Below are 21,623 nucleotides of genomic sequence, written 5' to 3'. Positions count from 1 at the left end.
GCGCGCAGCGTGACCGGTCGGTCACACCTTGGGTGGTCGCAGGTGTCGACATTGTCGAACCGCACCTGTTGAACAGCTGTTCAGGCAGTCATACGTTCCGCCTCAATCACCACGGGGTGATCAGCCGTTCAAAGACGAATGGGAGGCCAGCGTGGGTCTCGGGTCAGTGTTCCTCAGCGAGGTGCTCGGTACGGGCGTCCTGCTGTTGCTGGGTGCGGGCGTGGTGGCCAACGTGCTGCTCGCCAAGTCGAAGGGTTTCGACGGCGGTTGGCTGTTGATCAACTTCGGCTGGGGCCTCGGTGTCTTCGCCGGTGTGTACGTCGCCTACAAGTCGGGCGCGCACCTCAACCCGGCGGTGACGGTGGGCATTCTCACCAGCGGTGCGGCCGAGTACGCACCTGGTGTGCCGGTCAGCTTCGGCTCGACGATCATCTACTTCGCCGGTGAGTTCCTCGGCGCGTTCCTCGGTGCCGTCCTCGCGTGGCTCGCCTACAAGCCGCACTTCGAGGAGACGCCGGACCACGGCCTCAAGCTCGCCGTCTTCTCCACCGGCCCGGCGATCCGCAGCTACACCTGGAACCTGGTGTGCGAGGTCATCGGCACGTTCGTCCTGGTCTTCGTGATCCTCGCGTTCGGCAAGACGCCGACCCAGATCGGCCCGCTGGCCGCCGCACTGCTGGTCGTCGGCATCGGTGCCTCCCTCGGTGGCCCCACCGGCTACGCGATCAACCCGGCCCGCGACCTCGGCCCGCGCATCGCACACGCCCTGCTTCCCATGGGCTACAAGGGTTCCGAGGGTGAGGCGATCGGCGAGAAGGACTCCGACTGGGGTTACTCCTGGGTGCCGGTCGTCGGCCCGCTCATCGGTGGCGCGCTCGCCGGTGTGATCGCTTCGCTCGCGTTCTGACGCTGACCATCCGGAAAGGACTTCTTCGATGTCGCAGTACGTTCTCGCCGTCGACCAGGGCACGACCAGCACGCGGGCGATCATCTTCGACCACAGCGGCTCCATCGTCGCCGTGGGCCAGAAGGAGCACGAGCAGATCTTCCCGCGCGCCGGCTGGGTCGAGCACAACCCGGTGGAGATCTCCGAGAACACCCGGTTCGTGATCGGCCAGGCGCTCTCCACCGCCGACCTCAACACCGGTGACCTCGCCGCCGTCGGCATCACCAACCAGCGCGAGACCGCGGTGGTGTGGGACAAGAACACCGGCGAACCGGTCTACAACGCGATCGTCTGGCAGGACACCCGCACCCAGGCCATCGTCGAGGAGCTCGGTGCGCTCGGCGGCGGTGCCGAGCGCTACAAGGCGAAGGTCGGCCTGCCGCTGGCGACCTACTTCTCCGGCCCGAAGATCCGCTGGATCCTCGACAACGTCGAGGGCGCCCGTGAGCGTGCCGAGGCCGGCGACCTGCTGTTCGGCAACACCGACACGTGGACGCTGTGGAACCTCACCGGCGGCCCCAACGGCGGTGTGCACGCAACTGACGTCACCAACGCGTCGCGGACCATGCTGATGGACCTCGACACGTTGTCCTGGGACGCGGAGATCGCCTCCGACATGGGCATCCCGCTGTCCATGCTGCCGGAGATCCGTTCCTCCTCCGAGGTCTACGGCACCGGTGGCCCCGGCGGGGTGCTGAAGGGCGTGCCGATCGCGGGCATCCTCGGCGACCAGCAAGCCGCGACGTTCGGCCAGGTCTGCTACGAGCCGGGCACCGCGAAGAACACCTACGGCACCGGCAACTTCATGTTGCTCAACACCGGTACCGAGAAGGTCGCCTCGAAGAACGGTCTGCTCACGACCGTCTGCTACAAGATCGGCGACGAGGCTCCCGTCTACGCGCTGGAAGGCTCCATCGCCGTCACCGGTTCGCTGGTGCAGTGGCTGCGCGACAACCTCGGCATCATCGGCTCGGCGGCGGAGATCGAGGCGCTGGCGAAGACGGTGGACGACAACGGTGGCGCGTACTTCGTGCCGGCGTTCTCCGGTCTGTTCGCGCCGTACTGGCGAGCGGACGCGCGTGGCGCGGTCGTCGGCCTGACCCGGTTCGTCAACAAGGGTCACCTGGCACGGGCCGTGCTGGAGGCGACGGCGTTCCAGACCCGCGAGGTGCTGGACGCGATGAACGCCGACTCCGGCGTGCCGCTGACCGAGCTGAAGGTCGACGGCGGCATGGTCGCCAACGAGCTGCTGATGCAGTTCCAGGCCGACGTTCTGGACGTGCCGGTGGTGCGTCCGGTCGTCGCCGAGACGACCGCTCTCGGTGCCGCGTACGCCGCCGGTCTGGCCGTCGGCTACTGGTCGGGGCTCGACGAGCTGCGCGCCAACTGGGCCGAGGACAAGCGCTGGACGCCCGCACTCGAGTCCGACGAGCGCGAGCGCGAGTACCGCAACTGGAAGAAGGCCGTCACCAAGTCGTTCGACTGGGTCGACGCCGACGTTCGCTGACTTCTTTCTTTAGGAGCTGAAGAAGTTGTTCGCAAGGCTGGATCCGGCTCGGCGTGCTCGGTCCCTGGAGACGTTGGGCAGCACGGAGTTCGACGTCCTCGTCGTCGGAGGTGGTGTGGTCGGCGCGGGCGCTGCTCTCGACGCGGCGTCGCGCGGCCTCTCCGTCGCGCTGGTCGAGGCCGACGACTGGGCGGCGGGCACGTCGAGCCGGTCCAGCAAGCTCGTCCACGGCGGGCTGCGGTACCTGGAGCAGCTGGAGTTCAAGCTGGTCCGGGAAGCTCTGAAGGAACGCGGCCTGTTGCTGCGCCGGCTCGCACCGCACCTGGTGCGGCCGGTGCCGTTCCTCTTCCCGCTGAAGAAGCAGTGGGAACGCGCGTACGTCGGTGCGGGCGTGATGTTGTACGACTCGATCGGCGGCGCCGGGGCCGTGCCGATGCACCGGCACCTCTCCCGTCGCAAGATGGCCGCAGTGGGTCCGTCAATCGACTCTTCTGCGTTCGCCGGCGCGATTCGGTACTACGACGCGCAGATGGACGACGCCCGGCTCGTGTCGACGCTGGTCCGCACGGCCGCGCAGCACGGTGCGACGGTGGTGTCGCGGGCCCGCGTGACTTCTCTGCTGCGGGTCGACGGCCGGGTCACCGGTGCCTCGGTGCGGGACGAGCTGTCCGGCGTGACGCACGTGGTGCGGGCGCGGCGGGTCATCAGCGCCACCGGGGTGTGGACCGACTCGCTCAACTCGATGTCGCCGGGTGCTCCGCCGTTCCACGTGCGGATGTCCAAGGGCGTGCACGTGCTGGTGGAGCGTTCGAAGATCCAGCTGGACGGCGGGCTGATCACGCAGACCGAGAAGTCGGTGCTGTTCGTGATCCCGTGGGGTGCCTACTGGATCATCGGCACCACCGACACGCCCTACTCCGGTTCGCCGGAAGACGTCACCGCCACCTCGGAAGACGTCTCCTACATCTTGGACCACGTCAACGCAGTGCTGCGGTCTCCGCTGACCGTGGACGACGTCGTTGGCACGTATGCGGGTCTGCGGCCGTTGCTCGCCGGGGCTTCCAGCGACACGTCGAAGCTCTCCCGCGAGCACGCCGTCGCCGAGCCCGAGCCGGGGTTCTTCGTGATCGCGGGCGGCAAGTACACGACGTATCGCGTGATGGCCGCCGACGTCGTGAACGCCGCGGTGTCCGGTCTGGGGCGCGCGGTGGCGCCTTCGCTGACCGCCCGGCTGCCGTTGTGCGGCGCCGTCGGTTTCCAAGAGCTGTGGGCGGACCGGGCTCGAGTCGCTGCGGAGTCCGGCCTGCCCACGTCCACTGTGGAGCGTCTGCTGCGCCGGTACGGCTCGGCCGTGTCCGACGTGCTGGCGTTGATCGCACAGGACTCCTCGCTGGCCACACCGGTGGCGGGGTATCTGGCGGCGGAGATCGTCTACGCCGTGACGCACGAGGGTGCGTTGGGGCTGGAGGACGTTCTCGCGCGGCGGACGCGGATCGCCATGGAGCACCTGGACTTCGGTGCTTCGGTCGCCGGTGAGGTCGCTGACCTGATCGCCGGTCCGCTGGGCTGGTCTTCTGATGAACGTGTTGCTGCTGTGGAGTCTTATAGGGCTAGCACGGAGTTGGCGGCGAGATGAGATGGACAGCGCGGAGCTGATCGAGAGGTTGCGGCGGGAAGGTGGCTTCCGGCTGCTCCCGCTGCTCGGGAACACCGGGCAGGTCGCAGGGGTGCACCTGGCCCGGTTCCTTCCCGGCGGGCAACTCGACGTGATCCAGGCGTGGGACGAGCGGTGGGCCGTGTGGGCCCGGATGCCGGACGCGCTCGACCCCGCCGCGCCGTTCGCCGGACCTGAGGGCGGTGTCGTGCAGAGCGGCCCGTTCGCTCGCGTGGTCTCGCCGTTGCTGCCGCTTCAGCCCGGCCTCAGCCGCTGAACACGTCCCACTTGTCCCACCACCGCACGACGTGGGACGGCGGTACCGCGTAGTGGCGGCTGTCGGGGTTCTTGGGACGCGTGCCGACGCGTGCCAGGAACTCGGTGTACCGCTTCTCGACGTCGTGGCGGAACCAGTCGGCGGGCACCGGGTAGAACTCGGGGTGTTCGCCTTCCAGGTCCACGAACACCACGGCGTCGGTGTCCGGTGCCAACGGTTTCAACGCGTCGGACAGCTGCCACTCGTCCGAGCGCTTGCCGAACACCTGCACCAGCCGTCCGCCGACCTCGAGGCGGTAGCGGCGTGGCTCCGACCGCACCTCCACCGGGAGCAAGGTCTTCCGGACGGCTTCCGCCGCGGCGCAGTAGACCGCGTAGGCGTGCACCTGATCGTTGCTCAGCTTGGTGAGGCTCGTCGTCACTTCCGCATGGTTCACCGACGTGGTTTTGTGCGTCAACGAACTGTCCACTCCTGACTGGGAAGTGGTCGTTCACCGCCGAATAACCACGCCTTAAGCGCGCGGCGCGAGTGTGCCGGACATGATCAGAGCACTCGCGCTGGCCGTGCTGGCCGTCGTGGCCACGGCCCCGGCCGCCCACGCCGCCAGTCCCGTCGGCATGACCGACGGCTTCTACGTCGACCCGGACTCCAACCCCGCCGTGTGGGTGCGCGACCACGCGGGCGACGGCCGCCAGGCCGCGATCAGGGCGAACATCTCCTCCAAGCCGATCGCCCGCTGGTTCGGTGCCTGGAGCGGCGACATCAAGACCTCGGTGTCGGCCCACGTGAACAAGGCCGGCACCAAGCTGCCCGTCCTGGTCGCCTACAACATCCCCGGCCGCGACGCGTGCGGCGGCCACTCCGGAGGCGGTGCCGGCACGCCGGAGGCCTACCGGACCTGGATCTCCTCCTTCGCCACGGCCATCGGCACGCGCCCGGCCGTGGTGGTGATCGAGCCGGACTCGCTGGCGGACTTCAACTGCATGGACAGCGCGAAGATCGCCGAACGGACGGCGATGATCAGGTACGCCACGGAGCAGTTCAAGGCCAAGGCGCCCAACACGTGGGCCTACCTCGACGCCGGCAACGCGCAGTGGGTGCCGGCCGCGACGATGGCCACCCGCCTGGATTCAGCGGGCGTGCGCAACGTGCGCGGGTTCTCGATCAACGTGTCCAACTACCACACCACCGCGGCCTCGACGGCGTACGGCAACTCCGTCAGCGGCGCGCTTCCCGGCTACACCAAGCCGTACGTGATCGACACCAGCCGCAACGGCAACGGCCACAACGGCGAGTGGTGCAACCCCGGCGGACGGAAGCTGGGCACGTCCGCCCGCACCGGTGGCGGCGCGGAGATGTTGTTGTGGGTCAAGGTTCCCGGCGACTCGGACGGGCGCTGTGGCAAGGCACCGGGGGTCGACGCGGGCCAGTTCGATCCGCAGCTCGCGTTCGACCTGGTGTACGGCTACTGAGTCTTGACCAGGGCACGGATCGGTGTGGGCCCGCGGTACTCCGCGAGCTTGCGCCGCGACTGGTGCTCGTCCAGGGCGACGTCCTCGAGCAGGTCGAAGAGCCTCCTGCTCCGCTCGACGGCCGCCTCGCCCTGGGCGAAGACCCTGGTGTAGCCGGACTCCGCGAACACCAGCGGCGACGCCTTCTCGAACTCGAACAGCGTGCACGCCGACTGGAACGCCGCGGACGTCGCCTCCTCGGGCACGATCCGCAGGATGGCGGAGTTCGCCAGCAGCCACACGAACTGCTCCTCCATCACCTGGTCGTCGCCGAGCCGCATCCGCAACGCCAGCTCGTGCAGGTAGAAGACGCACTTGGGCCCGTCGGGGCGGCGCATGACCGCCTGCCTGTCCAGGTCCTCGAGCGGCTGTCCGGTCGCGGCCTGCACGGCCCGCGCGTACTTCGGCGTCCGCAGCAGGCTGTTGACGGTCAGGACGTCGTAGGCGGTGATGCCGGTGGCCATCGCCTCCGTCATCGTGAGGGTGCGCAGGCTGTCCGGCGCCTGCGCGAGGTACGGGTCGAAAGCGTTGTGGTAGCGGCGGAGGAAGTCGTCGAAGTAGTCGATGTCCTTGCCGCACACGGTGAGGTACTGCGCGAGGTCGACGTCGCTGCCCCTGATCTTGCCGTGCTCGAGGTTGGAGACCTTGCTCGGATCCCAGCCGAGCTGCAGCGCCATCGCGCGGCCCCTCAAGCCGGTGAACCTCTGCCTGAGCCGGCGCAGTTCGTCGCCCAGGTCCCTGCTGTACGCGGTGGAAGTCGTCACGGTCACGACCTCGAACGTATGGGTTGGAACAACTCCATGCCACAGGCTCGTTCGGGTGAAAACGCGCTCTTGATCGCGCCGCTATGGTGGGGTTGGCCGCCGCCCTGACGATGGGAGTTGCGTTGATGAGGCGGCCCTGGATCCCCGCTCTTCTCGCCGCACTACTGGCTCTGGCCTTCGCCGTACCGGCCTCCGCACAGGCGACACCGCGTTCGGCGGTCTTCGGCGGTGGCCCGTTCTACGCCGACGGCCAGGCCGTGATGAACACCCTGCGCTCCTCCGGGTTCACGACGGTGATCCTCTGGAGCATCCACGTGCACCCCAACGGCGATCTCTACTACAACGACATCCTGCTCGTGCAGAACGGCCGCTACGTCGGCGACTCCGGCTGGCCCGCGCGCCTGCGGACGTTGAAGCAGGCCCCGACCTCCGTCAACCGCATCGAGGTGTCGGTCGGCTCGTGGGGCGTGCGGGACTGGGAGAACATCGCCGCGCTGATCAGCTCCGGCGGCACCGGTTCGTCCTCGATCCTGTACCGCAACTTCCAGGCTCTGAAGACCGCCACCGGCGCCGACGCGATCAACAACGACGACGAGTCGTTCTACCAGGTGGCCCCGACCGCGGCCTTCGCGCGGATGGCGGCGGGCCTCGGGTACTCGAAGTTCACGTTCGCGCCGTACACGAACCAGTCGTTCTGGGCGAGCCTCAAGTCGAACCTCGGCTCACTGGTAGACCGCGCGTACCTGCAGGGCTACGCGGGCGGCGCGGGCAACAACCCGGCGACCTGGAACCGCGCCCTGGGCATGACGGTCGACCCCGGCCTGTGGAGCAAACACGGCTCAGGCTGCTCGGCCGGCGACTCACCCGCCACCGTGCAGAGCAAGATGCGGTCGTGGAAGACCTCGGCCGGCATCACCGGCGGCTTCATGTGGCTCTACGACGACATGAAGGCGTGCGCGTCCCAAGGCACCGCCGCGGCCTACGCGACGGCGATCCGCAACGGCGTCAGCTAGTCGGGTCGAGCAGCTTGCGGAGCTCGGCCTCGAAGTCGACGTAGTCGTTCTCACGACCGGGGGCGACTACGTCGTAGGTCGAGTTCAGGAACTCCTGCATCTCCGACGACTGGACGTGGAACACGGCGTGCGACACGTCAGAGCGCAGCTCGAGCACGGCGGTGGTGGAGTTGTGGGGCCGCAGCGTCACGTCGCCGGCACCACTGGTGGTGATCAACCCGTCGGCGAGCAGGTCCCGGCTCACGAGCCACACGGTCTCCTGGCGTCCCATGCGGAACGTCATGGTCACGGCGTGCGGGTCGTCGGCGCGGTAGCCCAGCTCGACCTCGACGGGCAAGGGGCGCCCGGAGGGGGCGATGAAGGCGAAGACGGACTCGGCGCCCACTCGTGTCACGTTCGTCATGCCCCCTAAGACGTACAGCAGCCTCCGTGGATGCCTCGATCAGGAAAAGCGATCAGAACGTGATTTTCAATGGTCCCGAAGTATGACTTTTGACAACCGGCTCGGCTCACCAGGTGAGACGGGGCTGTGTACCTGTTCTGACCTGCGGGTATGTGTTCTTTGTGCTGGTGGGGTTCGGTCATCTGTGGAAGAAATCACCAGCTGGGACGAGCTGGATGCGGTATGGGGAAGGCCCGGATGCTGAGACGGGGAAGCTCGTTACCTTAATTCGACTTAAATGTGGAAGTGCTTTCTGTAGTTAATTCGGCACGGAAAGTGATGACCGCAAGGCGGTGAGGTCGGCGACGAGTGCCGCGGCGTCGTCCACGTCGGTCAGGCCGGGTTGCCGCGCGGCCGCAGCCGCCCACCCGGCAGCGGCGGCGCCGGCAGGCGATCCCCGGGATAGCCCTCGACCCGCCCGAACCGGTCCGTCTCCGCCTGCCACTCCTCCCGGAACCCGGCGATCTCGTCGTGCGTGCGCCCGACGAAGTTCCACCACATGACGATCTCCTCGCCGAACGGCTCGCCACCCAGCAACACGACCCGCGCACCGTCAACCGACGAGAGCGTCAGCGTCGAACGCCCAGTGCCGACGTACCCGAGCGAGCCAGGAGACAGCGCGGTCGAACCCAGCGTCACGTCCCCGGTGTCGAGCAGGACGCCGTGCTCGAACGACGGCGCCACGTCCAAGGTCAGCGACGCACCCGCGGGCAGCACGATCTCGGCGCCGAGCAGCGGGGTGAAAGTGCGCACGGGCGACGTCGACCCGGCCAGCGAGCCGAGGAACACGCGCACAGCGGCACCGTCCACCAGCACGGTCTGCGGGATGTAGTGCTGGAAGTCGCGCGGGGCGTCGCGGTGGCCGTCGGGCAGGGCGAGCCAGAGCTGTACGCCGTGGAGCACGGAGGACGCGGCGGTGGACACCTCGGAGTGCGCGATGCCGCGGCCTCCGGTCATCAGGTTGAGTTCGCCTGGGCGCACGTAGGCGTGGACGCCGTGGCTGTCGCGGTGCTCGATCTCGCCGGTGAACAGCCAGCTGACGGTTTGCAGGCCCGTGTGGGGGTGCGGGGCCACGTCCATGCTGACGTCGTCGGGGCCGTAGTGGTCGCAGAAGCACCACGCGCCGATGAGCGATCGTTGTTTTTGGGGGAGCGTCCGGCGGACCGACATCGCTCGCGGGCCGCCCAGGGGGACGTCGCGCGGCGTCAGGACCTCCACGTCGCCGGGGGAGGAGGTGCACGTGACTTCCGCGGGCTCGGCCTCGACATTGCTCACGCCGGTGATCGTAAGCGGTTCAGCTGACTCACAGCTGGCTCTTCCCCTGCGTACAGCCGCGGCGTCGAGCATGGGGCGGAGAACGAAGGAGAGTCACATGGACGTCGACCCGAACACCTCCAGCGGGTCCCGCTGGGAGCCAGGCGCCGCCACGGTGCCGCCACCGGCGCAGCCTGTTCCCGCCGGGCGGCCATCGCGCCGGCTCACCGGACCGGTGGTCGCGGGGGCGCTCGGCCTAGCGGTGCTCACCGGGGCCGGCGGGTTCGCCCTGGGCCACGCGGTGGCGGGCGACGGCGCGAGCGAGGTGCGGCAGGACTCGGGCCGGCTTCCCGGCGAAGGACAGCTCCCCGGCGGCAGGCAGCTGCCCGGTGAGGGACGCGGTGACGGCAGGTTCGGCACGCCGCCGGACGGCACGCAGGGTGAACTTCCGGAACAGGACGGGCAGGGGACATGACGCCGGACGCCGGACGAAGACGTCCGCTCGACTCCGGGGTGCGGGGCGTCGCCGTCGTGCTCCTGTGGGCCGGGCTCGCGCTCGTCACGTACTGGTGGGCCGCGGGCGGCGGGATCGGCGACCTCGGCGGCTGGGAGTCCGGGCTGAACTCGCTGGGCCGCCTCACCGGCCTGCTCGGGTCGGACCTGCTGCTCGTGCAGGTGCTGCTGATGGCGCGATTGCCGCTGCTGGAACGGGCGTTCGGCCAGGACCGCCTGATCGCGGTGCACCGGCTCACCGGCTTCACCTCGTTCAACCTCGTGCTCGCGCATCTGGTGCTGATCACGTGGGGGTACGCGGCGGGAGACCTGACCCGGTTTCCCGCGGAGCTCTGGGAACTCGTCGTCGACTACCCGGCGATGCTGCTCGCGCTCGCGGGCACGGCGTGTCTGGTGCTGACGGTCGTCACGAGCATTCGGGCGGCCCGCGCGAAACTGCGCTACGAGTCGTGGCACCTGCTGCACCTCTACGGCTACCTCGGCGTCGGCCTCGCGCTGCCGCACCAGCTGTGGACCGGCCAGGAGTTCCTCACCTCGACGGCCGCCACCGTCTACTGGTGGAGCCTGTGGGCGGTCGCGCTGGTCGCGGTGCTGGTGTGGCGGCTCGGACTGCCGTTGTGGCGCAACGCGCGGCATCGTCTGCGCGTGACGTCGGTCGTGCCGGAGGACGACGACGTCGTGTCGGTCTACCTGACCGGACAGGACCTCGGCAGGATGCCGGCGCAGGCCGGGCAGTTCTTCGGCTGGCGCTTCCTGAACCGGGCGGGGTGGACGCGCGCCAACCCGTACTCGCTGTCGGCCGCACCGGACGGTCGCAGCCTGCGCATCACCGTGCGGGGGCTCGGCGACGGCAGCACGGCGTTGCGGGAGATGCGCCCCGGCACGCCGGTGTTGTTCGAAGGCCCGTTCGGCAGGCTCACCGACCGCGCGCGAACCCGCCGCAAGGTCGCGTTGGTCGGAGCCGGTGTCGGCGTGGCGCCGCTGCGCGCGCTCGCGGAGGGACTCGGGTACGGACCGGGGCAAGCGGTCCTGCTGCACCGCTTCGCGCGTCGCCCGCTGTTCGCGGCCGAGTTCGGCGCGCTGGTGCGCGAACGCGGCCTGCACGTCGTCGATCTGCCGGGCCACCGCAGATCGGCCGGGTCGTGGCTGGGCGACGGCGTGCCGGTCGACGACCTGTCCGCGTTGCGGCACCTGGTGCCGGACATCGCCGAGCGCGACGTCTACGTGTGCGGGCCCGCACCGTGGGCGGAGTCCGTGCGTCGCGCCGCGAGCGCCGCGGGCGTCCCCGCTGACCACGTCCACGTCGAGGAATTCAGGTGGTGACCGGATGAAGCGCGTTCTGGCCTGGCTCCTGGGCACGGCGACCGCCGTCGTCCTGCTGTTCGGGTACCGCACCTCGTTGTCGGGGCCGATGACGGTGGCGGCCCAGCCGCTCGCCGGGAGCGCCGGCACGTCGTCCGGCGGCGCGAACACGGTGACGGGCCCCGCCGTCGACACGCGCTGGGGTCCGGTCCAGGTGCGGATCACCCTGGACAGCGGCAAGATCACCGCCGTCACCGTGCCGCAGTACCCGGACGGCAACCGCAAGGACGAGCAGATCAACGCTCGCGCGTTGCCGATCCTCGTGCAGGAGACGTTGCAGGCGCAGAGCGCCGACATCGACACCGTCAGCGGGGCGACGGTCACCAGCGAGGGCTACGTCGAGTCGTTGCAGGCCGCCCTCGACCAGGCAGGGTGACGTGATGGGCGATCACCGGCCGGAGCTGATCAACACGACCGGGTGAACAGTTGGGCCGCCTCCGCCGCCGATAGGTAGCACAACCCCTGTCGTAGGAGCAGCAAGTGATGATGGTGCGCGCCCGCGTCGGCGAGCTCGTGGAGAGCAACCGGTTCCAGATGTTCATCGTCGGCGTGATCGTGATCAACGCGATCACGCTGGGAGCCGAGACGTCGACCGTGCTGGAGGCGAAGTTCGGTCCGCTGTTGACGACGATCGACCACCTGGCGCTGGCGATCTTCACGGCCGAACTCGCGGCCCGGCTGTACGCGTTCGGCTGGAAGTTCTTCAAGGACCCGTGGAACGTCTTCGACTTCATCATCGTGGGCATCGCGCTGATCCCGGCCGCGGGGCCGCTGTCCGTGCTGCGCAGTCTCCGGATCCTGCGCGCGCTGCGGCTCGTCGCGATGGTGCCGAGCATGCGCCGGGTCGTCACGGCGCTGGTGCGGTCGATTCCCGGCCTGGTCTCGTTGTCGGGACTGCTGGTGCTGCTCGTCTACATCGGCGGCGTGATCGCGAGCAACCTGTTCGGCGACACCGGGGACCCGCGCTTCACCGGTCTGGGACCGACGTTGCTGACCCTGTTCCAGATCACGACGGGCGACGGCTGGTCGGACGTCATGCGCGACCTGATGGTGCAGAAGCCGTTCGCGTGGATCTTCTTCCTGATCTACCTGATGGTCGGCACGTTCACGATGCTCAACCTGTTCATCGCGGTCGTGTGCAGCGCGATGCAGGAGGAGGTCACGGTGCCCGCACCCCGTTCCGCGAACCACGACGACCTCCTGCTGATGGAGGTCCGCGCGCTCAGGGAAGAAGTGCGGGCGATGCGGCAGAACGCTTAGAAAAGCCAGGGGTCCCGATCGGCGACGCCGCCGTACACCGATCGGGACCCCTGCAACCCCCGCCTTCTACGGGGTGACCGGGATGTTCGACACGCCCTTCTTGGCCTTGGTGGCCGTGTTCGAGGCGTGGACGACATTCGGGTTGGCCTTGCACTTCGACGTGGACGACACGTACACCGCGTACTCGCCGACGTTGCCGAGGTCGGACTTGTTGCCGCGCCACACGTTGCCGCAGCCGTTGCCGAACGCCGGCGTGGTGCTCGGGTTGTGCGTCTCGTAGCCGTTCGCGAACGTGCCGGGCGAGGAGAAGGTGCCGGTGTTGTTCTCGATCCGGTAGTCGAAGCCCTTGACGTCGATCCAGGAGTCAGCGGAGTTCGCGCCGGAGATTCCGGTGCCGTTGAACGTGTTGCCGCTGATCAGGCCGCCCTGCGTGCCTTCCTTGACGTCGATGTGCTCCGCCGACACACCAGGGCCGATCCTGTTGTTCAGCACCTGAACGCGGTCGGACTTGTCGACGCCGCCGGAGTTGCCGTGGCACTTCCAGTTCGAGTTCGCCGAGCCGATGTAGACGCCCTCGCCGTAGTCCTTCGTCACGACGCCGGCGTCCGTGATCGTCGAGTTCTTGATCACGCCGTCCGCGGAGGAACGCCGGAAGTGCACGCCTTCCTCGTCGGTCTTGCGCACGGTCACGCCGTCGATCGTGACGTGGTGGGAGTTGTCGAGGATGATGCCCTTCTTCGACTCCGCCACCGTGATGCCCTTGATGTTCCAGTAGGGCGCGTTGTACAGCCACAGGCCGTAGCCGGAGTCCCAGCCCGCGGTCGGCGCCGGGCAGGCCGGGGCCGTGCCGGACGGGCCGTCGTTGACCAGCACCGCCGACGAGGGTCCGGTGAGCGTGATCGGGTTGCTCGACGTGCCGGCCTTCTGTGAGACGAACGAACCGCGGTAGGTGCCTGCCGCGAGCTGGATGACGTCGCCTGCCTTGGCGTTGAGCAGCGCGGCCCTGAGCTGGTCGGCGTTGGACACCGGGATGGTGGCCTGGGCGCCGAAGTTGTCCTCAGTGGACCCCGCCGCGAAGGTCGCCGGGATGTTCTTGAGGAACAACGACTTCGCCGAGTCTGTCTTGGTCGCGTCGACGCCGTGACCGCCGGTGTAGTCGCGCTGCTCGTTCTTCGCCCAGTCCGCGATGGCCGTGCCGCCGACGTCCAGGTGCTGGTACGCGCTGCCGTTCCAGCCGAACTGGTAGATCCGCGACTTCTCGCTGTAGAACGGGTCGTAGGAGCCACCGGTCGACAGCTGCTTCGTCATGCCGTTGTTGAAGAACACGTTGCGCGGTCCGGAAGCGCCTGACCACTTGACAGCCTTCTTGCCCGCGCCCCACCAGATCGGGAACCAGTTCGAGTCGTCGGGCCCGCCGCCGCCCTCCTCACCGCAGTTCGCGCGGCAGTTGCCGGAGCGGTGCGCGTAGGAGATCTTCACGCTGTTGTTCTCGAACAGGTTGTTGCGCTCCCACCCGCCGTGCAGGTTCAGGTCGGAGTCGAAGTCGTTGCCCACCACGACGTTGCCCGACGCGGACCACTGGAACGTGAAGTGCCGCAGGTTGCGCGACGTGTTGCCGGCGTAGAGCGAGTCCCACACCCGCGAACCGCGGAAGTAGCCGTTGCCGCCCTTGCCCTTGTTCCACGAACCGTCCAGGTAGTTGTCGACGATCTGCAGGTTCTTGGCTTCCTCGGTGACGATCGGGTGCGACCCGGTCATCTCCGCACGGATGCCCTTGACCCACGAGTTCGCCGCCCACTTGAAGACGATGCCGTGCATCTCGTCCGCAGGAGCCATGTTGCCGTAGTTGTTGGTGGCCTCGGCGGGGTTGAGGTTCGGCATCGCCTGCGAGAAGCCGAAGTTCTCGAACCCGACGCCGAGGACCGGGTCCACCAGCGGCGACACCTTCGAGTCGTACGTCGCCCCGTCGATAGCCGGTGAACCGTCCGAGGTGGAGTTGACCGGAACGTCGAACTCCAGCGGTTTGTCGAGCGTGACGGTGGTGCCCGACACCGATGCGACAGTGAAGATCTGCTGCCGCATGTGCATGTTCAGCATCGGGTACGGGGTGCCCGTCGCGAACTGCTGCTCGTAGAACTTGACCGAGTTCGCGGCACGGACGTTGACGAACATGCCCGCCTTGATCGCACTGGCGGAGGCGACCTTGATGGTGCGGTCACCGGCCTTGGCGGCGGTGCTCACCTTCGCGCCGGCCTTCCAGTGCACGTTGATCGTGCCCTCGAAGATGTCCTTGCGGTTCTCCGGAGCCGCCGCGTAGTCGCTCGCGTAGCTGGAGTGCACGCCGCGCGACTGGACCCGGAACAGGCCGCGGCCCGGCCACAGCCAGCCGCCCTTGCCCTGCCCGGACGTCATCCCGTCCTCGTCCCAGTCCGAACCGTCCGGCGTCAGCGAGTCGTACCGGGTGTTCGCGTCGGGCGTGTAGACGATCTTCGTCGCCGTCGCGCCGGCACCCCTGATGATCAGGTAGTCGGCGTCGACGTGCAGTTCCTTCGACACCTTCAGCTGGCCCGCCGGCAGCGTGATGGTGCTGAGCTTCGTGTAGCTCGCGCTGGGCGAGCACTGCGTCCTGATCGCGTCGATCGCGGCCTGGAGCCCCGCCGTGTCGTCGGCCGCGTCATTCGGGCGCACGTTGAACTGAGAGGCGAGTTCCGCCGCCGTGATCTGACAGGCGGCGCTCGGGTTCACCTCATTGTTTCCCGGCAGCACGCCATTGCCGCGATACCCGGCTTTCGACCAGTCGTACAGGCCGGAAACAGGTGCGCGGCGATTGCCTGACGAGACGTCCAGGCCTGTCAGCGCAGGTGCGGCGATCGCGGTGGCAGCGGGGACGGCCATCGAACCTATTAGGAGCAGAGATAGCAGGGGCAGGGAGGTTCGCATCATTGATTACCCTCGTTTGGCAGGGCGGGGCCATTTCTTTGTAGTAGAGGTGTAGACCTCTGTCAAACTTTCACATTCATGAAATAGATAATGTTGCAATGGTTTTCAATGACGGTTTTTGCCCCATCGAACAGTTTCCGGGGCAGCTCACGCGTCTGAATCGTGTGAGTCGATCGGGCCGGCCGTCCTCCGGGGGCCTCCGCTGAGGTCTCGCGGGCCTTGTACCGGGATTTTTGCCCAACCCGCGTGGAATTCGGCCCGTCCTGTCATCCGGTCGGTCGCAGAGAACCCACGAAAGAGCGGATGGTGACCCTCTTGCACGGGTTACGAGGCCTACCGGAACGCGGTGTCCGGCCCACCCGTTCGTGTCCGAACCAAGCCTGAACGGCGGATCGCTGACTGGGCCATCAGCTGCAAAGGTCAGTTCCTGTTCGGCAGTGAGCGTTCCAACGAACAGGAGCCACCCAGACCATGGCGAGCCCCACCGTGAAGCCGGTTCTGCGCACCGACTACCAGCGTTCCGTGGCGGACTACTGGAACAAGGAGAAGGACCCGGTCAACATCAAGCTCGGTGAGGTGGACGGTCTCTACCACCACCACTACGGGCTCGGCCAGTACGACCCCGCGGTGCTGGAGGCCCCGCCCGCGGTGCGCGACCAGGCGATCATCGCCGAGATGCACCGGCTCGAGACCGCGCAGGCCGAGGTGCTGCTGGACGCGTTCGGCGACGTTCCCGTGCGCGGCCATCTGATGGACGGCGGCTCCGGCCGCGGCGGCACGAGCTTCATGGCCAACGCCCGATTCGGTGCCCTGATCGACGGCGTCAGCATCTCCGAGGAGCAGGTGGCGTTCGCCAACGACCAGGCGGTCGAGCGCGATGTCGCGGACCAGGTCCGGTTCCACTTCAAGAACATGCTCGACACCGGCTTCGAGACCGGCTCGTTCAACGGCATCTGGACCAACGAGACCACGATGTACGTGGACCTCCAGCAGCTGTACGGCGAGTTCGCGCGACTGATCGCGCCGGGCGGCCGGTACGTCTGCATCACCGGCTGCTCCAACGACCTGACGGGCCTGCGTTCGCGGGCGGTCAGCCAGATCGACCAGCACTACATCTGCAACATCCACCCGCGCAGCGAGTACTTCAGGGCGTTGGCGGACAACGGGTTCGTGCCGATCAGCGTGGTCGACCTGACGCCGGAGACCATCCCGTATTGGGAGCTGCGCGCCAAGTCGTCCGTCGCGACAGGAGTCGAGGACCCGTTCCTCACCGCCTACAAGGAAGGGTCGTTCCACTACCTGTTGATCGTCGCGGACCGCATCTGATGAGGGATCTCCTCACCGGGCCGTCCGGGCTGGGCACTTCTGCTGCCCGGCTCGGACGGCCAGAGGCCGTTGCGCCGCCGCCCGAACCCGGTTACGCCGAACGTCCCTGGGGCGACGGCACCGCGCCACCGCTGTACGTGCCGGTGCTCGAACGCGAGGACGCCGTGCTCGCGGCCGCCGTGGACGAACGCCTGGTCGCGTGGGCTGGGGAGTGCGGTTTCGAGGAGCCGGAACGGTTCCTGGGCGGCATGTTCGGCCGGCTCGCGGTGCTGACCCACGTGGACACCGACGACGTCGACCAGTTGCTGATCGCGGCGAAGCTGAACGCGGCGTGGTGGGCCGCCGACGACCTGTACGCCGACAGCACCGAGATGGGCGCGATCCCGGCCGAACTGCCGCCGCGCCTGGCGCTGGCGATGGCCGCGATGGACCCGGTCGCACCCGCCGCCGAGTTCACCGCGGACCTCGAGGACAGAATCGCGTCCGACCCGGTGCTCGTCGGCCTGCGCTCGGGCATCGCACACCTCACGTCCCGCAGCACGGCGACCGTGGTGCAACGGGTCTGCTACTCGACGTTCGCGATGTTCGTGTCGTGGGGCGCTTATGCGGCGTGGCGGCACACCGGCAACTACCCGCCCGCGTGGCAGTACCTCGCGACCAGGCAGCACGACACCTTCTACACGTCGATGACGCTGATCGACGCGGTCGGAGGCTACGAGCTGCCCGCGCCGCTGTACTACGACCCGCGGGTGCGGCAGCTGCTCACGGCCGCCGGCACGGCGTCGGTCATGGTGAACGACCTGGTGTCGGTGGAGAAGGACGCCGCCGACGAGCAACCCGTCTGCAACATGGTGCTGCAGATCGCCGCCGACCAGGAGTGCTCGATCGCCGAGGCCACCGCACGGACCGTGGAGCTGCACAACCAGCTGGTGCGCGACTTCGAGGCCGGGCACAAGGCGTTGCTCGCGGTGCCGTCGGTGGAGCTGCACCGGTTCCTGAAGGGCACCAAGGCCTGGATGGGCGGCGGCTTCGAATGGCACACCACGCACCCGCGTTACAGGTGAAGCGTCCGCCTGAGCCACGCCATGCGCGTGGCTCGGGCGCGCCGGGACAGCGCGGCCTCCGGTGCGAGGTGGTCGAATCCGTGGCAGCCGCCGGGCCACACGTGCAGCTCGGCGTCTCCACCGGCCTCCCAGATCCGGGACGCGTAGCCGACGGCCTCGTCGCGGAACACGTCCACCGAGCCGACGTCGACGTAGGTCGGCGGTAGCCCGGAAAGATCAGTCGCGCGTGCCGGAGCGGCGAACGGTGACACGTCCGGACCGCCCCGCGCGTCACCCAGCAACGCCGTCCAGCCGGTGATGTTCGACGAACGCACCCAGATCGTGCCGTCGAGGAACTGGTGGCTGGACGGGGTCTCGCACCGGTCGTCGAGCATCGGGTAGATCAGCAGCTGGCCGCGGATCGCCGGGCCGCCGTGGTCGCGGGCCATGAGCGTCACCGCCGCCGCCAGCCCGCCGCCCGCGGACGTGCCCGCGACGATCGGAGACGCGAAACCGTTGCGCTCCATCCACGTCAGCGTCCGGTAGCAGTCCTGCACGGGCGCCGGATGCGGGTTCTCGGGTGCCAGCCGGTACTCGGGGGAGACCAGCGTGACGCCGAGCTCCTCGACCCACTCGGCCAGCACGTGCAGGTCGGAGCGGCGGGTGCCCGCGACCATCCCGCCGCCGTGCACGTGCAGCACGGGCGGGCCCTCGGGGCCCCTGGCAGGGCGCAGCACGAGCACGGGCACGCCGTCCGCGTCCTGTTCGGTGAACGTGACCGTGCCGCCCCTGGACAGTTCGGCGTCGGTCACGACCCGGTTGGCGGCTCGCCTCGCCGGGATCCCGTCCGCCGTGAGCGGTGGCCGGGAGAGGTCGATCGCCGCCGCGAGCTCCGGGTCGATCATCCCTTCACGCCCGTGTGCGCGAGGCCCTCGATGAACTGCCGCTGTGCCAGCACGAACACCACCAGGATCGGCACCGCCGTCATCGTCGCGGCGGCCAGCTGGACGTTGAACATCGGACCCTCGTAGATGTCGACGAACTGGGTCAGCGCCTGGGGAAGCGTGAACATGTCCGGTGTGGAAAGGTACACGATCGGTTCCAGGTAGAGGTTCCACGAGTGCAGGAACGTGAAGATCGCGACCGCGCCCAGCGCGGGCTTCGACAACGGCAGCGCGATCCGCCAGAAGATGCCGGCCCGGCCGAGACCGTCCATCCGGGCAGCTTCCTCCAGTTCGGGAGGCAGCGCGATGAAGAACTGGCGCATGATGAAGATCGCCAGCACACACGGCGCCCCGAAGATCGGCACGATGATCAACGGCCAGTGCGTGTTCGTCATCCCCAACGACTGGAAGGCCTGGAACAGCGGGACGATCGTGACCTCGCTCGGGATGAGCAGGCCGGTCAGCACGACGACGAACAGCACGTTCTGGCCGGGGAACCTGATGCGCGCGAACGCGTACCCGGCCATCGCGGCGACGGCCATCGTGCCGACCGTGACGATCACCGCGATGTAAAGACTGTTCCAGTACTGCTGCCCGAACGGCTGCAACTGGAAGACCTTCTGATAGGTGGAGAAGGTCCATTCCCGAGGGAGCAGGGACAACGAGAAGATCTCGTTGATCGGCTTCATCGACGAGGTGACCATCCACCACGTCGGGAACACGAACGGTATGCACAGCACGCAAAGCAGCCCGTACAAAGCGACCCTACGCCTCATGGAGCACCCACTTCCGGCGCATCCGCCACTGCAGCAACGTCAGAGCGGCGACGATGACGAACAACAGCACCGAGATCGTCGCGCCGTAACCGAAGTGGTGGAACTGGAACGCCTGCTGGTACAGGTAGTAGATCAACACGGTCGTGGACGTGCCGGGACCGCCCTGGGTGAGCACCGCGATCTGCGCGAACACCTGCAACGAGCCGACGATCGTGATGATCGACGTGAGCAGGATCGTCGGGCTGATCAACGGGATCGTGATGCTCCGGAACCGCCGCCACGCGCCCGCGCCGTCGATCTTCGCGGCCTCGTACAGCGGCGCCGGAACCCCTTGCAGCGCCGCGAGGAACAGCACCATGTTCAGCCCGACGTTCTTGATCACCTGCACGACGATCACCGACACCATCGCTGTGGACTCGCCCCGCAGCCAGTTCGGTCCGTCCACGCCGAAGACGCCGAGCAGCCCGTTCACGCTGCCGTCCGGCTGCAACATGAGCTGCCAGACCAGCGTCCACGCCACCAGCGACACCAGCACGGGGGAGAAGAACAGCGTGCGGAACAGCGTGGTGCCGCGCAGTTTCTGGTTGAGCAGCACCGCGAGCAGCAGAGCCAGCGACAGGTTCAGCACCACCAGCCCGGCGGCGAACCAGGCGGTGGCGACGAGCGACTCGCGCAGCTTCTCGTCGGCGAGGAGCTGCTTGTAGTTGTCACCGCCGATGAACTCGAACGTCCCGCCGAGCACGTTCCACTCGTTGAGGCTGTACCAGGCGACCAGCCCCAGCGGGATGAGCACGAACGCGAGGCTGCCGAGCAGAGCAGGCGCGACGAACAGGTAGCCGACCAGGTTGTCGCGCCTGCGATACGTCCAGAACGTCACTGGCGCTCCAACAACGGCTTGATCTTCGCGCACACGCCGTCGAGCACCTGACCGACGTTCGCGTCCGGCTTCCACAACGGGTCGAGCGCCGCGCGGATCGTCTGGTTCAACTCCTCCTGGCCCTGGTGGCTCGGCTTCACGACACCCTTGTTGATGCCCTCGATCACGACCGACTGGAGCTGCTCCGGCCTGATCAGCGGGTTGCTCTTGGCCAGGGTCTCGGCGTTGAGCAACGACGCGCGCACCGGCGGGAAGAACTGGGCGAGCTTCGCCGAGTTGGCCTCGTTGGTGAGGAACCCGAGGAAGTCCGCGGCGGCGTCGGCGTTCTTCGAGCGCTTCAGCACGCCGACACCGGCCTGGCCGATCACCGCGTAGTCGCCCTTCGGGCCCTGCGGCAGCGGCACGAGGGTCCAGGTGAACTTGGCGTCCTTCAACGCGCCCGCCCGCGAGATCTGGCTGACCGCCATGGAGGCGTCACCCGCGAAGAAGTCCACGGTCGTGCCGGGGCCGGGGATCGCCTTGTCCGTGAAGATCGACTTGTGGACGAACGTCATGGCGTCCTTCATCTCCTTGCTGGAGAAGCCGCACGACCTGCCGTCCTCGCTCCAGGCGTTCGCGCCCCAGCCGCGCCAGATCGACGAGAGCACCGCCCAGTTCTGGTACTTGAAGTCCGGCAGCACCAAGCCCTTGCCGGACGCGGCGGCGGCCGCCATCGCCTGGTCCCACGTCCAGGTCTCCGGCACGTCCTTGACCAGGCTGGTGTTCACGAAGAGCCCGAACGGCGAGGTGGAGAACGGGTACGCGTACAGCTCGCCGTCCTTCTCCCAGAGCTTGGTGGCGGACGGGACGAGCTCGTCGGCCTTCTCGACCTTGCCCCTGATCGGCGCGAGCGCCCCGGAGGCGACGAAGTCCGGCGCCGACTCCTCCAGGATCCACGCCAGGTCCGGCGCGTTGCCGCCGGCGATCTGCGTGGTGAGCGTGGTGGTGTAGCCGTCGGCGGGGATCGAGTCGAACTTGATCTCGGTGACGTCCGGGTGCGAGGCCTTGTACTCGGTCGCGATGTCGTTGAGCAGCTTGAGATGTGCCTCGTTCGCGGTCCACACGGTCATGCGCAGCGACTTGGGGCCGGTGGCCGCCGATCCGCTGCAGGCCGTGAGCGCCAGCAGTGCTGTGCAGATGAGCGCAATGAGTCGGGACATCGTTGTCTCCCAGGA

21 protein-coding genes are annotated in these 21,623 nt (G+C 68.1%); 12 read left to right on the top strand and 9 right to left on the bottom strand.

The genetic code is table 11. The features are described from left to right. Positions 1-151 precede the first annotated feature (151 nt). From ACH413_RS46140 to ACH413_RS46125, 4 genes are read left to right on the top strand one after another with little or no spacing between them, the layout of a single operon-like run. Positions 152-907, top strand: coding sequence for an MIP/aquaporin family protein (locus ACH413_RS46140; RefSeq protein WP_360039482.1), 756 nt, complete (start codon positions 152-154; stop codon positions 905-907). 28 nt (positions 908-935) lie between these two features. Further along, entirely contained in the window at positions 936-2,453 is a 1,518-nt protein-coding gene (gene glpK, locus ACH413_RS46135; RefSeq protein WP_360039480.1) for a glycerol kinase GlpK, read from the top strand. A gap of 25 nt (positions 2,454-2,478) precedes the next feature. Further along, on the top strand, positions 2,479-4,089 hold the full coding sequence (locus ACH413_RS46130; RefSeq protein WP_396426133.1) for a glycerol-3-phosphate dehydrogenase/oxidase: 1,611 nt from the start codon (positions 2,479-2,481) through the stop codon (positions 4,087-4,089). A 1-nt stretch (position 4,090) separates the two neighbouring features. Then, positions 4,091-4,384: a hypothetical protein gene (locus tag ACH413_RS46125; RefSeq protein WP_360039477.1), complete on the top strand. Its 294-nt coding sequence runs from the start codon at positions 4,091-4,093 to the stop codon at positions 4,382-4,384. Here ACH413_RS46125 and ACH413_RS46120 read toward each other — a convergent pair. Continuing rightward, positions 4,374-4,805 carry a hypothetical protein gene (locus ACH413_RS46120; protein ID WP_360039474.1) on the bottom strand — a complete coding sequence of 144 codons (432 nt, stop codon included), beginning with the start codon at positions 4,803-4,805 and terminating at the stop codon, positions 4,374-4,376. The genes ACH413_RS46125 and ACH413_RS46120 overlap by 11 nt on opposite strands. 118 nt (positions 4,806-4,923) lie before the next feature. Here ACH413_RS46120 and ACH413_RS46115 point away from each other — a divergent pair, with 118 nt between their 5' ends. Next, complete coding sequence (locus ACH413_RS46115; RefSeq protein WP_360039471.1) at positions 4,924-5,856, top strand: glycoside hydrolase family 6 protein; 933 nt, start codon at positions 4,924-4,926, stop codon at positions 5,854-5,856. On the opposite strand, the gene ACH413_RS46110 is transcribed toward ACH413_RS46115, so the two are convergent. Next, entirely contained in the window at positions 5,850-6,665 is an 816-nt protein-coding gene (locus ACH413_RS46110; protein WP_360039468.1) for a helix-turn-helix transcriptional regulator, read from the bottom strand. The genes ACH413_RS46115 and ACH413_RS46110 overlap by 7 nt on opposite strands. 119 nt (positions 6,666-6,784) lie before the next feature. On the opposite strand from ACH413_RS46110, the gene ACH413_RS46105 reads away from it, so the two are divergent. After that, a complete protein-coding gene (locus ACH413_RS46105) occupies positions 6,785-7,672 on the top strand; it encodes a lysyl endopeptidase (protein WP_360039466.1) in 888 nt (295 codons plus the stop codon). Here the strand turns inward: ACH413_RS46105 and ACH413_RS46100 are convergent. After that, positions 7,665-8,075, bottom strand: a complete 411-nt coding sequence (locus ACH413_RS46100) for an SsgA family sporulation/cell division regulator (RefSeq protein WP_093589641.1) — start codon at positions 8,073-8,075, stop codon at positions 7,665-7,667. The genes ACH413_RS46105 and ACH413_RS46100 overlap by 8 nt on opposite strands. Before the next feature lie 372 nt (positions 8,076-8,447). Beyond that, on the bottom strand, positions 8,448-9,389 hold the full coding sequence (locus ACH413_RS46095) for a pirin family protein (protein ID WP_360039463.1): 942 nt from the start codon (positions 9,387-9,389) through the stop codon (positions 8,448-8,450). A gap of 97 nt (positions 9,390-9,486) precedes the next feature. Here ACH413_RS46095 and ACH413_RS46090 point away from each other — a divergent pair, with 97 nt between their 5' ends. The 4 genes from ACH413_RS46090 to ACH413_RS46075 all read left to right on the top strand — a co-directional run bounded on the left by ACH413_RS46090 (position 9,487) and on the right by ACH413_RS46075 (position 12,503). Further along, complete coding sequence (locus ACH413_RS46090; RefSeq protein ID WP_360039460.1) at positions 9,487-9,843, top strand: hypothetical protein; 357 nt, start codon at positions 9,487-9,489, stop codon at positions 9,841-9,843. Then, positions 9,840-11,204 (top strand): ferredoxin reductase family protein, encoded by a 1,365-nt coding sequence (locus ACH413_RS46085; RefSeq protein WP_360039457.1) that lies wholly within the window; start codon positions 9,840-9,842, stop codon positions 11,202-11,204. Before ACH413_RS46090 ends, ACH413_RS46085 begins: the two co-directional genes overlap by 4 nt. Before the next feature lie 4 nt (positions 11,205-11,208). Beyond that, on the top strand, positions 11,209-11,619 hold the full coding sequence (locus ACH413_RS46080; protein ID WP_360039454.1) for an FMN-binding protein: 411 nt from the start codon (positions 11,209-11,211) through the stop codon (positions 11,617-11,619). A gap of 107 nt (positions 11,620-11,726) precedes the next feature. Next, positions 11,727-12,503 carry an ion transporter gene (locus ACH413_RS46075; protein WP_360039565.1) on the top strand — a complete coding sequence of 259 codons (777 nt, stop codon included), beginning with the start codon at positions 11,727-11,729 and terminating at the stop codon, positions 12,501-12,503. Positions 12,504-12,569: 66 nt separating this feature from the next. Here the strand turns inward: ACH413_RS46075 and ACH413_RS46070 are convergent, their stop codons facing one another. After that, on the bottom strand, positions 12,570-15,398 hold the full coding sequence (locus tag ACH413_RS46070) for a right-handed parallel beta-helix repeat-containing protein (protein ID WP_360039451.1): 2,829 nt from the start codon (positions 15,396-15,398) through the stop codon (positions 12,570-12,572). A gap of 516 nt (positions 15,399-15,914) precedes the next feature. Between ACH413_RS46070 and ACH413_RS46065 the strand changes: the two genes are divergently transcribed. After that, entirely contained in the window at positions 15,915-16,769 is an 855-nt protein-coding gene (locus ACH413_RS46065; protein ID WP_360039449.1) for a geranyl diphosphate 2-C-methyltransferase, read from the top strand. Further along, complete coding sequence (locus tag ACH413_RS46060; protein ID WP_360039446.1) at positions 16,769-17,833, top strand: family 2 encapsulin nanocompartment cargo protein terpene cyclase; 1,065 nt, start codon at positions 16,769-16,771, stop codon at positions 17,831-17,833. The genes ACH413_RS46065 and ACH413_RS46060 overlap by 1 nt, the downstream gene beginning before the upstream one ends. On the opposite strand, the gene ACH413_RS46055 is transcribed toward ACH413_RS46060, so the two are convergent. The 4 genes from ACH413_RS46055 to ACH413_RS46040 are packed head-to-tail and all read right to left on the bottom strand — an operon-like array spanning position 17,824 to position 21,608. Beyond that, on the bottom strand, positions 17,824-18,717 hold the full coding sequence (locus ACH413_RS46055; protein WP_360039443.1) for an alpha/beta hydrolase: 894 nt from the start codon (positions 18,715-18,717) through the stop codon (positions 17,824-17,826). The two genes, ACH413_RS46060 and ACH413_RS46055, sit on opposite strands and share 10 nt — an antisense overlap. Further along, complete coding sequence (locus tag ACH413_RS46050) at positions 18,714-19,532, bottom strand: carbohydrate ABC transporter permease (RefSeq protein ID WP_360039440.1); 819 nt, start codon at positions 19,530-19,532, stop codon at positions 18,714-18,716. The genes ACH413_RS46055 and ACH413_RS46050 overlap by 4 nt, the downstream gene beginning before the upstream one ends. Continuing rightward, positions 19,522-20,409 (bottom strand): sugar ABC transporter permease, encoded by an 888-nt coding sequence (locus ACH413_RS46045; protein WP_360039437.1) that lies wholly within the window; start codon positions 20,407-20,409, stop codon positions 19,522-19,524. Before ACH413_RS46045 ends, ACH413_RS46050 begins: the two co-directional genes overlap by 11 nt. Then, complete coding sequence (locus ACH413_RS46040; protein ID WP_360039435.1) at positions 20,406-21,608, bottom strand: sugar ABC transporter substrate-binding protein; 1,203 nt, start codon at positions 21,606-21,608, stop codon at positions 20,406-20,408. The genes ACH413_RS46045 and ACH413_RS46040 overlap by 4 nt, the downstream gene beginning before the upstream one ends. Positions 21,609-21,623: the final 15 nt, after the last annotated feature.

Source organism: Lentzea sp. NPDC020367, from assembly GCF_044387305.1.
Classification (GTDB): Bacteria; Actinomycetota; Actinomycetes; order Mycobacteriales; family Pseudonocardiaceae; genus Lentzea.
The sequence above is the reverse complement of the archived record's forward strand: the minus strand, read 5'-3'. Positions and strand labels throughout refer to the sequence as shown.